We start from the raw sequence: 14,834 nt of genomic DNA on the forward strand, positions 1-14,834 counted from the left end.
TTAGTAAGCCTCCGCTACTTGAGGACGTACAGCGATGCCCTCTTGAAGTTTTTGTGTTCCGGAAACCACGACTTTCTCTCCTAACTGCAAGTTAGAAACTTGAACACGCTCGCCATTCAAGGAGCCAGTGAAAACCGTTCTCTTACTCAAGGTATTTTGCTCGTCTACCACCCAGACATACTGGTTACCCATATTGTCTGGAACCACTGCCGAAAGTGGCACTTGGATCGCTGTTGTCTCGTCCTTCTGCCCACTGGAGTAAACTTGAACGTTCATTCCCGGTAGCAAGCGACTGCCTTCTGTCGAATCTACAGCAAACGTAACGGCATAAGTGCCTGTTACTGGGTTAGGTTCTGTCTCATACTTTTTTAGTGTTAATGACAACTTTTCATTCGGCGCAATTGGCGACTGAGCAAAGATTTGCGTTGCTTCAGCATTACGTGTCATGACACTCTCAGGTACGTGAATAGTGACATCAAGTTGAGACAAGTCATGCAATGACGCGACCACTTCATTGCTCTGTACCAACACATGGTTATCAATAAGAGTACGACTCACAACGCCAGAAAAAGGGGCTCTAAGATTAGTATCATCAAGGCGGCGCAATGCTTCTGCATGATGATTTTGCGCTAAGTTAAAACGCAGCGTAAGCTCTTCGAAATGGCTTTTAGAAATCGACTGACGTTGCTCAAACAGTGCTTTCGCTCGCTGGTATTCAGAACGGGCGTTGGTTAATTCGACTCGTGCAGAGGTCAGTGCAATCTCTGCATCGGCCGAGTCTAGTTTCGCAATCAGTTGGCCTTCTTTCACTTGATCGCCTTCCTTAACCAGCATATCTACTACACGCCCGCTAGTTCGAAACGACAAATCAGCGCGGCTTGCAGAAGAAATCGTGCCGCTAAATGATAAGTCAGCGACTTGAGCATTCGACACCACTTCAACAAATACGGGACGAACAACAGGCTTTGACACCTCAACTTCAGCTTCCGATTTACAACCAGTGAGCAGCACAGAAAATGCCATGGTCATCGCCATTGCTACTGGGCGTAATTTCTGAGCTTTTAAAGTATTCGAGTTTTTCACAACCATCTCCAAATGAATTAATTGATTAGTCACGTGTGGTATCCACGCTGTCCATCCCTATTTGTTTTCCTTCTGCTCAGCAGTGTAACGAGTAGAGAAATTAACTCGATGGATAAGAGTTATTCATTTTTGCATTAACAGCTTCTATCTTTTGCTCTTCATCATTCAGGTAAGTAGTAAATTGGCATTCACAAGGAGTGCGGCTCTGTCGAGGGCTCCTCAAAGACACTTCTGAAACAAGCTGGAAATAAGTGGAGAGAGAAAAATCTTAGATATGACTAAGGGTTGAGATGTTCAGATTTGGAACGGTGATGACTAGAGCTCACCAAAATTGAATATCTCCTATTCGTGTCGATCTAGCATCCGTTCAAGCAAACTAGATTCAACACTTCGAACAGGAGAGAAAGATGAAAGGCTACATACCTGCCCTGATTATATTTTCGAGTTATCTAGTGTTCTTTTTCACCCTGACTCGACACATGGCATAGCAACTAACACATAACACTTTACGAATTAGGTTATCGAATCATGCAAGTTATAGAAATAGATGGTTTTCTTTCTTTTACCCTCGCTATCGTTTTGCTGTTTATTGGCAAGTTTGCGACGATGCGTTTTCAAGTTTTGCAAAAATACAGTATTCCAGAACCCGTCATTGGTGGGTTTATTTGTGCACTTATCGTCGCCATCGTTTATTCAATATTTGATCTAACAATCGAGTTTGATTTGGCGATAAGAGACACCTTGCTGCTCTACTTTTTTGCGGGGATTGGTCTCAACGCAAGTTTTAAAACGCTGATATCTGGCGGAAAGCCATTATTTGTTCTCACTTTACTTGCCGTTATCTATATTGTTTTGCAAAACATCATCGGGGTTAGTGTCGCTTCATTACTGGGGTTAGAACCTTTACTTGGTTTGATGGCAGGCTCAATTTCACTGATCGGTGGTGTGGGCACGACAATGGCATGGTCTCCAACCTTTGCAGATATGGGACTAGAGGGTGCGTCCGAGGTTGGACTTGCTGCTAATACTCTCGGTCTGATTTCCGCGTGTTTAGTTGGTGGGCCGATTGCTAATTACTTGATTAAAAGACATAAACTGACACCGAATACAGACCATAACTTAGATATTGGTGTTTGCCACAATGAAAAAACCACACTTGACCACTTTGGTTACTTATACGCTTGGCTCATGCTCAACTTGTGCCTAATCGTGGGATACTTCATTAACCTAGGGTTTGAAGCCATTGGTTTGCAATTGCCTATGTTTGTCGCCTGTCTCGTCGCTGGTATTTTGATTGGAAATAGCAAGTCTCTGCTGCTACGTAAAGAAAAAAACAAAAACGCTCAACTTGGTCATGCACTTATCTCGGATATTTGTTTGGGTATGTTCTTAACGATGGCGTTGATGGGACTGCAACTTTGGCAGCTACAAAGTACGATAATGTTCCTTGCAACCGTAATGTTCTTTCAAGTTGCACTTTCAATTGCTTTTACCATTTGGGTAGTATTTCGCTTTATGGGGAAAGACTACGAAGCGGCGGTGATAGGCTCAGGCTTTGGCGGTATTACCCTCGGTTCGACGGCAACAGCCATCGTCAATATGACTGCTGTGACACAGCAATATGGCGCTGCACATAAAGCATTTATCATCGTTCCCTTAGTGTGTGGGTTCTTTATTGATATTGCTAATGCGTTGATTATAAATTCTTTTTTTACTTATTACTAAACGTTTATGATGTGAAAACGTTAAATGTATTGGTGCTAAGATACTCTTCTGTGCCGAGTTAAAATCAGCTAACGAATGTTTTGGCTTAGTCGTTGAGTCTGTGTTTGTGAGGAGATTTTCGAGGGACGTCTTCTCTATTAATATGTTCTTTTTTAGGAATACGACTTGGTTTGATATCTCGCGCACTAAGTCCATTTCGCGCGCCATGAATACTACTTCAGGCTCATGCCTAGTGTATGGGTACGTATGACTAGTTTTCAGTTCACCAAGTTCTATCTAAATCTTTAGCGTATAAAGTAATGGCGCGCTGATACTCTTTAATAGCATCACTATTAGTGGTTGATACTAAAAGTTCAAGGAGTAGGGATGTGGCTTCTTTATGGCGCCCTAAGTTGTAAAGACACATTGCATAGAAAGGCTGAACTTCAACAGAATTGGGGTATTCGCTTAGCGTTTGCTCGAAGTAGGTTAGTGCCTCCGAATACATACCAAGACTTCGATAAGTGCTCGCTAGCCCAAACAAAGCATCAAACCTTTCTACCGACGATAGTGAACCTGAAAGAGAAGATAGATAAGGCTCTATCGCTTCTTGCTCTTTACCCTCATTATCGTATGACCAAGCAATCTGCAAGTGAGCCTTAGCAGCAAAGGTTTCATCGTTTAATAGTGTTTTAAGTAAGGCTCTTGATTCTTGGTATTTGGACTCTTTCCGTAATTCGATTGCTTGTTTGATGATACTTTCCATAATATTCCTCGTAGCTTATAGCGTGAGTGTTTCAAGTCTCTCTTAATAATTGGTTTGCTGCTTTTACAGTGAGTTACTTGAATTGTTTATGTGCATAACGACGTCGTGTTGGCTAACAACCTTGATGCCATTTTGACGAAGTAGTGCTGTCGTAATCCCCGCGCCTTGGATTTTTACGCCTTCAAATTTTCCATTATATATCAGAGAACTACCACAAGAGGGGCTACCATCAGTCAAAATCGCCGTCGATATGTTTTCTTGCTGACAAAGTTCTAGAGCCAGTTCTGCTCCTTTGAGAAACTCTTTCGTCACGTCTGAGTCATCCTTGCCCCTAACTTTTGAAGAACCATTGATGACATCGCAACCCTCACCTCCGCAGATCTCAGCAGGCACTCTTGGAGTCGGTAAGCCACCAGCAACTTCAGGGCAGAAAGAGACGACCTCGTTCTTTTCAATAAACTTCTGAAATTGAAGAGAATCTGGCTTTAAATCATTCCCGTCATAACGCACTTTGCATCCAAGCAAACATGAACTCACCAACACTTTACTCATAACTAACACCTTAAACCTACGAATAACTTTGGGGATTTAAACATGTACATCGTTAAGGTGAAAGACCAATGTATATTGAAGCTGTAGAAGATGAGCACGAGACCTAAATTGGGAAAGGGTGCCCCTATTTACCAAGTACTCGACGTTAAGGCTCTGAATAGTTGTACGTGGATAGCGGAGGGGGAGAAATCCAGATTTACTCTGTTCTAATCGGCAGTTGCGATGAGCGTTAGTGGTTGGCCAGCTAGGCAACTACCATCCAGCAGCATCAGTGGATTGTATTCTTCAACCAACCAGATGCGCTGAATGTAGAGCTGAGGCTTAAACGGAGTACATCACCGTTGCTTCGCCGTCGACTGCGACTTCACCGTTCGCGTTCAATACCTGAGTCGATATTACTGCAATGGGTTTGTCGTCGCGTACGCTAGTGACTTCGACCTTGGCGGTGACGGTTTCGCCGACAAAGATAGGGCGAACAAACTTCAAGGATTGTCCTAAGTAGATGCTGCCCGCTCCGGGTACTTTTGAGGCCAATAGGCCAGAGATAAGGCTAGATGCAAGCATGCCATGTACGATGGGGCGCTCAAATTGCGTGGTTTTAGCGAAATCTTCATCTAAGTGGATTGGGTTATTATCTTCCGAGACGCTCGCAAACGCTTCGACGGTTTGTTTATCTAGGGTCTTTTCTATGGTGGCAGTCTGGCCGATTTCTGGCTTCATTACGCGGACTCCTTTTCCATTTCTGTTTCTTGTGCGATGACATCTTGAATGCGCTGTTTCACGTATTTACCCGGTGCGTCGAGTTCACCATCAAGTTCACGAGCTGGAATCATTTCAGAGAAGTTACGCTCATCAACCCAGCTTTGCCAATGTGACCACCATGAGCCTTGATGTTTGTCAGCACTTGTAAGCCATTGAGAAGGTGCTTGGTCGTTATTCTCATTGGTCCAGAAGCCGTATTTATTTGAGTCGGCGTGATTCATTGGCCCAGCAATGTGCCCGCTCTCCGTAAGTACAAACTTATTGTCTCCACCTAATAGTTTAGTGCCTTCAAAATTGCCATCCCACAGGGCGATATGATCATCAATGGCAGATAGGAAGTAGGCGGGTGACTTAACCTTACCCAAATCGATAGTCACGCCATCTATCACCAGTTCGCCTTTGGCGAGTCGATTCTCAAGATAGCACTGACGTAGCAGTTGGTTATGGGTCGCGGCGGTCACGTTGGTGTTGTCACAGTTCCAGTAGAGCAGGTCAAACGCCATTGGGCTTTCGCCTTTCAAGTAGTTGGAGATGTAGTAGTTCCAATACAGACTGTTTTCACGGAGCAGACTAAATGACACTGCCATTTGGCGACCGTCCATATAACCGCGTTGGTTGTTTTGTGCTTCAATGCTGCTGATGATTGGGTCATTGATGAACACACCTAGCTCACCGGGTTTAGTGAAGTCGAGAATGGTGGTGAGTAAAGTGACCGACTTAATGCGTTGCTTGCGGCGTTTGCCGGAGAGGTAAGCCATGGCTGCGACTAAGGTTGTGCCTCCAATGCAGTAGCCAATGCCATTGACTTCGCGCTCGCCGGTAACATTTTCAATTGCATCAAGCGCGGGTAATACGCCTTGAGTAACGTAGTTGCCGAAGTCGACATCTCGCATTTGTGCATTCGGGTTTACCCAAGAGATCATAAACACCGTGTGACCTTGGCTGACCAACCATTTTACGTAAGAGGTCTCGGGGTTAACGTCCATGATGTAATACTTGTTCACGAAGGGCGGTACGATCAGTGTTGGACGTTTATAGACTTGCTTTGTGGTTGGTTTGTATTGAATCAGCTCAAACATCTCATTTTGGAACACGATCTTTCCTGGAGTCGAAGCAATGTTCTCACCCAAAGTGAACTGGTTCTTATCCGTCATGCGAATGTTGAGGATGTCGGCACTTTGCTCTAAGTCTTGACGAAACTGCTTCATTCCTTGGATAAGGTTTTCACCGTTACTGTCCATGGTTAGCTTGAGTATCTCGGGGTTGGTCGCAACAAAGTTACTTGGCGACATGGCATTGAGGTACTGACGAGTGAAAAATGAGAGGCGTGTTTTGGTTTCGTCATCCAAGTCCTCACTGTTTTCTACTGATTGCTGAATGTTGTCACAGGCAAGCTTGTAGCTCTCTTTGATGTAGCGATAAAGCGGTGTATCGTTCCAAGCTGGGTCACGGAAGCGGCGATCGGTCTCTTTGGTTTGTTCTTGGGTGCCAAGAATACAATCGTTGAGCAGACTGACTTGTTGTGTCCACCAATTCATCTGCTGTTCGACCAGATTAGTTGGGTTTTGCACCATTGAATTTGCCCACTTTGAAAAGTCTTCTGATTGGGTTTTCATCAGTGTGGATTGTGTTGGCTGACTTAGGTTGTCCATCCATGCTTGCCCATATTGGGACATAAGATTCATCATACCTTCAAAGGGCGATTTATTTTCCATTCTGACATCCTTGTAAGAAGTGATGCTGAGAGATGGCGATGCTGATTGTTGTGCTTCGCCATCAACCGACAAACAATAAATTAAGCACTTTTCGCGGTTTTAACCGCAGAAGCCGTCAGCTCATCAGCGGCAGATTTAAAATCTTGACCAAGTTGAGTCAGCTTTTGGCTATCTTCCATTAGCTGCTGTGAAATTTTACTTGCCACTTCCATCTGTTTTGAGCCGTATGCAGGGATGTCTTGCGGCTGCTTTAATGATGCGAGGCTTTGCAAAGATTCATTGCCAAGCGCGCTGTATGCTTGCAGGCTATCAAGTTGAATCTTGGTCAGTGTCTCGATGTTTTTTGTTACTAGCTGATTGAAGTTGTAGAACGGGTTAGTTACAGACTCTAGCTGTGACGTGAAGGCTTTAAATGTTTCCTGAGTAGACATAGTTTCATTCCTTGTACTAAGCAAATAGGGGAAGTGAGTGTTCACTTCCCATGCAAGTTATTGTTCGAAATGTTGCGCAACAGTTAACATATTGATCAAGATCAAAGCGAAAGTCATCCTGTTAAATGAGTGGAAAATTGCTCCAAAAATCGATGGATTTAAACATTTGTTTGAATTTTCTGTTTAAGTGCTCAAACCCCTAAACAGGTGGGTGGATCCAAGGGGTGTTTGATATGAGCCGCGTTTTATACAGCTTGCCTAATTCAGTCGATGAATTGGCGAAAATGTGAGCACGGTCACTTTGACTGACTGAGTTTAGCGTGTCCTGTGAGGTCTGGATCGGTCGTGTTGGTTTTTGGATATGAGCTCTTTCGGGGAGCTTTGTAACCCGTCGACGGAGAATTCACTTCAAATGTCTGCCGCCATCAAGGTGCAACGTTCTCCCTGTCATGTAGTCACTGGCCAACACATACTTGATGCCCGCTATCACTTCTTCAAAGCCTGCCTCCGCGGGAATTAAGGCCTTTTGCAGAGCTTTAGCTTTGTATGCGTCGTCATCATGATCATTGAATTTAATCATAGCCGGAGAGACGGTGTTTACCTTCACCTTGGGAGCCAGCATGGTAGAAAACGAAAGCGTTAGGTTGTTGAGCGCAGCTTTACTTGCTGCGTACGCGATGTGTTTTTTGCTGCCTTTCTCCGCGACGTAATCACTGATGTGGATGATGTCTGAGGTTGTATCACCAGCTATTAGTTGTTCTTTGAGCGCGAGATTAACCAAATAAGGTGCTGTTACATGAACCGTCATCATCTGATTCATGATTTGTGGAGCGTTTTCACTCGGGTTTTGCTTGTTTTCGGGCTTCCAATCAGACGCGTTATGTATGACCGCTCGAAGTGCCCGGTATTCTTCACCAACATAATGAAGAAAACCTTCTAGGCTGCTTGGCTGGTAAAAATCTACCAGTTGCAAGTCAGCCCCTTTGTCGCGCAGTTGTTGCAATTGAGGATAGTCGCTTCGGTACGTCCCGATCACTTTGTATCCATCCGACAAGAGTTGCTGTGCTAGCGCGAACCCAAGACGTTTGCCCACGCCGGTTATTAGAATCGTCTCACTCATCGTAAAAACTCTGCTCTGGTTTGAGGGTTAGTCTTAAAGATTCCGCCTAATGCAGTTGTCGTAGTTTCAGAGTTGGCATCCATAACGCCTCTGGATTTCACGCAGTAGTGAGTGGCTTTGATGGTCACAGCAACGTTCTCTGTCTCAACGAGAGTCTGTATCGCGACTAAGACTTGTTGCGTCAGGCGCTCTTGCACTTGCGGGCGCTGAGCGAAAAATCGAACAATACGATTGATTTTGGACAGCCCGAGTATTTTAGATTCAGGGATGTAGGCAACTTGCGCTAAACCGTCAATGGTGATGAAGTGGTGTTCGCACGTCGATGTTAAGTCAATGTCGGATACCTTAACCATTTCATCGACCGACATTTTGTTATCTATGACGCTGATTTTAGGGAAGTTGTTGTAGTCTAACCCCGAAAAGATTTCGTGGACATACATCTTTGCAATACGATGTGGGGTCTCAGCGAGACTGTCATCGGTTAGGTCCAACCCTAGTGTGCTCACTACTTCAGTTAGCAGTCCTTTGATGCGATTGTATTTTTGATCACTGTTCATTTCGCTCGGTGTCATTGGCGTCTCAAGCCCTTTGGCGAGCAAGGCGTCTCTTACTTTTTCTGCTTCTGTGCTTAACATTGCCTCACTCCTTATGAATTGTTGTCTTGGTCTGCTTCGTAGCTCAGGGTGAGCGAAACAGAATCTGCGAAACGCAGTGCATGAGGCTTGTCGATTCTCACTTGAGCGTATCGTACCCACGAATGGTCAATACAGATGCCAAGTACGTCACTGGTTAATTTTTCTAGAAGCAAGAATCGTCCAGACTCGACGTGTTGAATGATCTTCTTGCAAATGTTTTTGTAGTTGAGCGCGTTGTCCACATCATCAGCGAGACACAAGTTGTTTGCTGGATAGTGGATTTCTGCATTGATAACGATGTCTTGCTGTTTGGTTTTTTCTTCTTCGTTGAAGCCGATGAAGGTTCTTAGTCTGAGGTTTGTAATGGTGATAATGGCGTTGTGATTCATGACAATGTCCAATCCTTAGAAAGTGAAGTCACTTACGTGCTTGTTTTGATAAAAGATCAATAAAACTCAGGCGATTCAGTGGTCAGCGTCCTTCTCAAAGTGTTTACAAGAGCTATGTGAAATCGAGCTTAAAAGGGATGGGGTTGGTTTTCTGACTCAATTGGTCGAAGTTATCCCAGAGCTGCTGAAAGGAAATATCTAAAGTGGGGTGGCGTTTTTGGGGCGCAATATCGACGAGTGGTCGAAGCACAAAGGCGTACTCTGTGATTTCACCTCTAGGCAGTTCCACTCCATCAATGATGCCGACCAGATCGTCGTAGAGGAGGATGTCGATATCCATCGTTCGCGCTGCATACGCTTTGGTCTCGCGCTGACGACCATTATCTAATTCGATCTGACGCAGGACTTTAGCAAGCGCTGCCACAGGTAGGTCACATTCAAACCCAACGACTAGGTTTAGGAAGTTGTCACCTTCAAAACCCACAGGCACACAATCGTAGAACCTAGATATCTGTAGAGGGGCGAAGCTATCCTCCAGAGCTTTGAGAGCCTCTGTGGTGTGATGTTCGCGGTTGATGTTACTTCCGATGCTTAGATAAACGGTGGCCATAGTCATCTCTTCCTTTTTAGGCAACCAGTTACGTTTCAATTGGTAGTTAAGATCAGCGATGTATCTTTTGGGTGTCTATAGAGTCAAAGAAAATAAGGCTTCGATGCAATTAAAACCATCTTGTTTGGGTCTTGTCTTTACTCACTGGATTATTGGTCATAACGTATTCTGAAATATCCTGAATGAGGTCTGGAACAATTGTGTTCCACAAGGGTAAACTTCAGACAAAGCCTTCTGTTAGGTATCTATCTGTTAGGTATCTGTGACAAACGTTGCGAGCCAATACAGCGGAGATAGCAGCGATCTAATCATTTAATAAGTAGCAATATGACGAAAAAGTACACAACCTCCAGTCACTGGGGGGCAGGGATTGCAGAGGTCCAGGACGGCAAATTAGTTCGCGTCAGTGCACACCCACTTGATACGGACCCTTCACCTATCAATGACAACATGCACAGCTCTCTTTATGGAGCTGCCAGAATAAAGAAACCGGCTGTTCGTAAGAGCTATCTTGAAAACGGGCCACAACATAAAAACAACACACGAGGCCAAGAGCCTTTTGTTGAGGTTTCTTGGGAAACAGCCTTCGACCTTATCAGTAAATCGGTGAAATCCACTCGTAATGAGCACGGCAACGAAGCGATATTCGGTGGCTCTTATGGTTGGGGTAGCGCTGGCCGCTTTCACCATGCTCAAAGCCAGCTTAAGCGTTTCTTAACCTGTGCTGGTGGATTTGTAAGTAGCGAAGGCAATTACAGCTACAACACGGCGCTTGTTCTGTTGCCACATATTGTTGGTGACTTTAATAAACTAACTTCTACTGCAACGCGCTGGTCAACGATTGCCAAAGAGGGCGAATTGGTCGTTATGTTTGGTGGTGTGCCACTTAAGAGCGCTCAAGTGTCTCCTGGCGGTTGTACACGTCACCGATTGAAAGACGAACTGCTCGCCTGTCGCAAAGCGGGTGTAGAGTTTATAGACATTAATCCGTGTCGTTCAGATTCTCCGGCAGAAATTGAAGCAGAATGGCTGGCTGCAGTCCCTGGCTCTGATTCAGCTCTCATGTTGGGGCTTGCGCATACTTTGCTCGTTGAAGATCTTCATGACAAGGCATTCCTCGACAAATATACGGTTGGATTTGATGAAGTTAAGGCGTACTTGCTTGGTGAGAAAGACGGCGTCGCAAAAACCGCAGAGTGGGCGAGTGCTTTATCAGAAATTCCTACAGAACGTATTAAGAAGCTCGCTCGTCAGATGGCCAAATCTCGCACCTTTATCTGCACAGCGGCAGGGGTTCAGAGAACAGAGCATGGTGAGCAGACACTATGGGGAACGATCACACTAGCTTCTATGCTTGGTCAAATTGGCTTACCTGGCGGTGGCTACGCTATCGCCTACGGTTCTGACGGTGGGATTGGATTGATGCATCGTCCTATTCGCTGGCCTGCGTTCCCACAGCGTAAAAATAACGTCGATGCGTTTATTCCGGTGGCGTGTATTTCCGATATGTTGCTTAACCCAGGGGCAGAGTATCAATACAACGGTATGAACCTGACGTATCCAGATGTTCGTATGGTTTGGTGGGCTGGTGGTAATCCGTTTCACCATCATCAAGACATTAACCGCTTAATTGAGGCATTCCAGCAACCTGAAACCATCATTGTCAATGAAATCAACTGGACATCAACGGCAAGGTTTGCCGATATAGTATTACCGGTAACGACAACACTTGAACGAGAAGATATCGGTGCGGGCTCTCGTGACAATAGCTTGATCCCTATGCCTAGAGTCGTTGAGCCCGTTGGCGAAGCTCGTGACGAGTTTGATATTTTCACCGAGATCGCAAAGCGCTTGGATATCGAAGAGGACTTCACGCAAAACAAGACCTCACGTCAATGGCTTGAGAGCATGTGGCAAAAGCTTATCCCTGAGTCGAAAAACTTAGGTGTTGATCTTCCCGATTTTGAAACGTTTTTGAATGGGGACGTTATCGAATTCGCGGATCCGAACCCAGACACCGTATTGCTTGCAGAATTTAGACAAGACTCAGATTTGCATCCATTGACGACACCAAGCGGTAAGATCGAGCTTTACAGCGAACGTATTGCCTCGTTTGGATACGATGATTGTCCAGGGCAGTTTACCTGGCTACCGCCGACGGAATGGTTGAAATCAAAACAAGCGGAAACCTTCCCGCTTCATATGATTTCAGGACAGCCGAAAACTAAGTTGCATAGCCAACTTGACTCCGGTAGTTACAGCCGAAATGCCAAGATTAAAGGGCGCGAGCCAGTGATGATCAATCCGGTAGATGCGAAGGCACGAGGCATTGAAGACGGCGATATCGTTAAGGTCTTTAATGAACGAGGTGAGTGTCTAGCGGGTGCGGTTGTGACTGAAGACATTCGAGAAAGAACCATCTATCTGTGTACTGGTTCATGGTATGACCCGATGAATCCAAGTGAAAAAGGCAGCCTTGATAAGCATGGTAACCCGAATGTTCTCACTCACGATAAACGGACATCGAAGCTGTCACAAAGTACTGCCGCTCACAGCGCGTTGGTCAATATAGAGAAATTTGAGGGTGATTTGCCGGAGATCACAGTATTTGACTCGCCGGAGATGTCAGCCGAGTAGCGAAATTCCGCGCTGACTTGTGTTGTGCGATTATCCTGATGAACTAAAAGAAAAGGGTAGCGAAATGCTACCCTTTGTCTTCCTTAACCTAAAGCTTATTTCAGGTCAAAACGGTCTGCGTTCATGACTTTCGTCCATGCCGCGATAAAGTCTTTTACAAACTTCTCTTTCGCGTCGTCACATGCATAAAGCTCAGCGAGTGCTCTGAGTTGAGAGTTAGAACCGAAGACAAGGTCTACGCGTGTTGCCGTCCATTTTTTCTCACCTGTTGCTCTGTCTGTGCCTAAGTAAGCACTGTTGTTTGGACAAACAGGCTTCCACTCAGTCGCCATATCAACAAGGTTCACGAAGAAATCATTGCTCAAAACGCCAACCTTATCGGTCAACACTCCGTGAGGGGTATTGTTGTAGTTCGCGCCTAGCACACGCAGACCACCGATGAGTACGGTCATTTCTGGTGCTGACAGACCAAGTAGTTGTGCCTTATCAAGTAGCATCTCTTCTGCAGGTACTGTGAAGAGTTTTTTCGCAAAGTTGCGGAAACCGTCTGCTTCTGGCTCAAGAACTGCAAAAGATTCGGCGTCTGTGTGCTCATCTGTGGCATCAACACGGCCTGTCGAGAATGGCACTTCAACACTGAAACCACCATCTTGAGCTGCTTTTTCAATCGCAGCATTACCCGCTAGGATGATCAAGTCAGCAATAGAAATACCACGGTCATTGGTGTTGAATGCAGAACGAACGGATTCAAGTTTGGTCAGAACTTTGTCCAGTTGTTCTGGTTGGTTTGCTTCCCAATCTTTTTGAGGTGCTAAACGAATGCGAGCACCGTTTGCACCACCACGGAAGTCTGAACCACGGAATGTTGATGCACTTGACCATGCTGTGTAAACCAGTTCGGATACAGTTAAGTCCGTTGCAAGAATCGCTTGTTTAAGTTCTGCGATATCGCTGTCTGATAGTGTGTCAAAGCTTGCTGCTGGCAGCGGATCTTGCCAAATCAAATCTTCAGCTGGAGATTCTTCACCCAAGTAACGGCTCTTCGGACCCATATCGCGGTGAGTCAATTTAAACCAGGCGCGAGCAAACGCATCTGCAAACTCTTCCGGGTTCTGGTGGAAGCGTTTCGAAATTGGACCGTAGATTGGGTCCATACGCATCGCCATATCGGCTGTGGTCATGATGGTTTTCACTTTCACAGAAGCGTCGTGCGCTTTCGGCGCCATATGGTCTTCTGTGACTCCAATCGGCTCCCATTGCCATGCACCTGTTGGGCTTTTCACTAGATCCCAATCGTAGCCAAATAGCATGTCGAAGTAGCCGTTATCCCATTGGATTGGGTTTGGCGTCCAAGCGCCTTCAATACCGCTGGTGGTTGTATCGTCACCTTTACCACTGCCGAAGCTGTTTTTCCAACCGAAGCCCATCTCTTCAAGTGGCGCAGCTTCTGGCTCGGGTCCCATAGCCGATTCAGGGCCTGCACCATGCGTTTTACCGAAGGTATGGCCGCCAGCAACCAGTGCTACTGTTTCTTCGTCGTTCATACCCATACGAGCGAATGTATCGCGAATGTCACGACCTGACGCCAGAATGGTTGGTTCGCCATTTGGACCTTCTGGGTTTACGTAGATCAGACCCATTTGCACGGCTGCCAATGGTTTTTCAAGATCGCGCTCGCCGGAATAACGCTCGTCACCTAGCCATTCGCTTTCAGCACCCCAATAGATGTCTTCTTCTGGTTCCCAAATATCTTGGCGACCTCCAGAGAAACCAAAGGTAGGTAGCCCCATTGATTCGATTGCAACGTTACCCGCCAAGATAAACAAGTCTGCCCATGAAAGGCTGTTACCGTATTTTTTCTTGATAGGCCAAAGAAGACGACGTGCTTTGTCTAAGTTACCGTTATCTGGCCAACTGTTGAGTGGAGCAAAGCGTTGGTTACCTGTATTACCGCCCCCACGTCCATCTGAAGTTCGATATGTTCCTGCAGCGTGCCATGCCATACGGATCATGAATGGACCGTAGTGACCGTAGTCGGCTGGCCACCAATCTTGAGAGTCTGTCATTAGAGCTTCAAGATCGGCTTTTACTGCTTTCAGATTTAGTGCTTTAAACGCTTCTGCATAATTGAAGTTTTCATCAAGCGGATTCGACTTGGTGTCGTTTTGGTGGAGGATTTTCAAGTTCAATTGATTAGGCCACCAATCGACGTTTTTCGTTGCTTTACCACCAAGGGTTGTGTTCCCGCCATGCATTACTGGGCATTTGCCCGCATTACCATTTTGCTCACCGTGCATATCTATCTCCTGAATGCGACGAAGTTAACTAACAACCAACCTTAGATACGATTCATGAAAGGATGATTATCTATCCAGTTAAAGTTATTTGTATTATTAATTAATATAACCATAAAATAAATGTGGTTATGTG

Annotated in this window: 13 protein-coding genes; 2 read left to right on the forward strand and 11 right to left on the reverse strand. The window is 45.5% G+C overall.

What is annotated here, in order from left to right; genetic code table 11:
* Window positions 1-1,083, reverse strand: a complete 1,083-nt coding sequence (locus OCV50_RS23010; protein ID WP_261905323.1) for an efflux RND transporter periplasmic adaptor subunit — start codon at window positions 1,081-1,083, stop codon at window positions 1-3.
* Between the two features lie 528 nt (window positions 1,084-1,611).
* On the opposite strand from OCV50_RS23010, the gene gltS reads away from it, so the two are divergent.
* Window positions 1,612-2,808 (forward strand): sodium/glutamate symporter, encoded by a 1,197-nt coding sequence (gene gltS, locus OCV50_RS23015; protein WP_261905324.1) that lies wholly within the window; start codon window positions 1,612-1,614, stop codon window positions 2,806-2,808.
* A gap of 262 nt (window positions 2,809-3,070) precedes the next feature.
* Here gltS and OCV50_RS23020 read toward each other — a convergent pair whose 3' ends face one another.
* The 9 genes from OCV50_RS23020 to folK all read right to left on the reverse strand — a co-directional run bounded on the left by OCV50_RS23020 (window position 3,071) and on the right by folK (window position 9,767).
* The gene (locus OCV50_RS23020) at window positions 3,071-3,553 is read right to left on the reverse strand and encodes a tetratricopeptide repeat protein (RefSeq protein WP_261905325.1); all 483 of its coding nucleotides are present in this window, start codon (window positions 3,551-3,553) and stop codon (window positions 3,071-3,073) included.
* A 63-nt stretch (window positions 3,554-3,616) separates the two neighbouring features.
* Window positions 3,617-4,105 carry a DUF523 domain-containing protein gene (locus OCV50_RS23025; protein ID WP_261905326.1) on the reverse strand — a complete coding sequence of 163 codons (489 nt, stop codon included), beginning with the start codon at window positions 4,103-4,105 and terminating at the stop codon, window positions 3,617-3,619.
* A gap of 321 nt (window positions 4,106-4,426) precedes the next feature.
* A complete protein-coding gene (locus OCV50_RS23030; RefSeq protein WP_239842612.1) occupies window positions 4,427-4,825 on the reverse strand; it encodes a MaoC family dehydratase in 399 nt (132 codons plus the stop codon).
* Window positions 4,825-6,582 (reverse strand): class I poly(R)-hydroxyalkanoic acid synthase, encoded by a 1,758-nt coding sequence (gene phaC / locus OCV50_RS23035; RefSeq protein ID WP_261905327.1) that lies wholly within the window; start codon window positions 6,580-6,582, stop codon window positions 4,825-4,827. Before phaC ends, OCV50_RS23030 begins: the two co-directional genes overlap by 1 nt.
* Before the next feature lie 80 nt (window positions 6,583-6,662).
* Entirely contained in the window at window positions 6,663-7,013 is a 351-nt protein-coding gene (locus tag OCV50_RS23040) for a phasin family protein (protein WP_004738385.1), read from the reverse strand.
* A gap of 403 nt (window positions 7,014-7,416) precedes the next feature.
* Entirely contained in the window at window positions 7,417-8,133 is a 717-nt protein-coding gene (gene folM / locus OCV50_RS23045; RefSeq protein WP_261905328.1) for a dihydromonapterin reductase, read from the reverse strand.
* Window positions 8,130-8,768, reverse strand: coding sequence for a GTP cyclohydrolase I FolE (gene folE / locus OCV50_RS23050; protein ID WP_261905329.1), 639 nt, complete (start codon window positions 8,766-8,768; stop codon window positions 8,130-8,132). The genes folM and folE overlap by 4 nt, the downstream gene beginning before the upstream one ends.
* Before the next feature lie 11 nt (window positions 8,769-8,779).
* A complete protein-coding gene (folX, locus tag OCV50_RS23055; protein WP_239842608.1) occupies window positions 8,780-9,157 on the reverse strand; it encodes a dihydroneopterin triphosphate 2'-epimerase in 378 nt (125 codons plus the stop codon).
* Between the two features lie 112 nt (window positions 9,158-9,269).
* Window positions 9,270-9,767, reverse strand: a complete 498-nt coding sequence (folK, locus tag OCV50_RS23060) for a 2-amino-4-hydroxy-6-hydroxymethyldihydropteridine diphosphokinase (RefSeq protein ID WP_261905330.1) — start codon at window positions 9,765-9,767, stop codon at window positions 9,270-9,272.
* Window positions 9,768-10,094: 327 nt separating this feature from the next.
* On the opposite strand from folK, the gene OCV50_RS23065 reads away from it, so the two are divergent.
* Complete coding sequence (locus OCV50_RS23065) at window positions 10,095-12,404, forward strand: molybdopterin-dependent oxidoreductase (protein ID WP_261905331.1); 2,310 nt, start codon at window positions 10,095-10,097, stop codon at window positions 12,402-12,404.
* Between the two features lie 95 nt (window positions 12,405-12,499).
* On the opposite strand, the gene katG is transcribed toward OCV50_RS23065, so the two are convergent.
* A complete protein-coding gene (gene katG / locus OCV50_RS23070; RefSeq protein ID WP_261905332.1) occupies window positions 12,500-14,701 on the reverse strand; it encodes a catalase/peroxidase HPI in 2,202 nt (733 codons plus the stop codon).
* Between the last annotated feature and the right edge of the window lie 133 nt (window positions 14,702-14,834).

The sequence above is a fragment of the Vibrio fortis genome, from assembly GCF_024347475.1.
Taxonomy (GTDB): domain Bacteria; phylum Pseudomonadota; class Gammaproteobacteria; order Enterobacterales; family Vibrionaceae; genus Vibrio; species Vibrio fortis.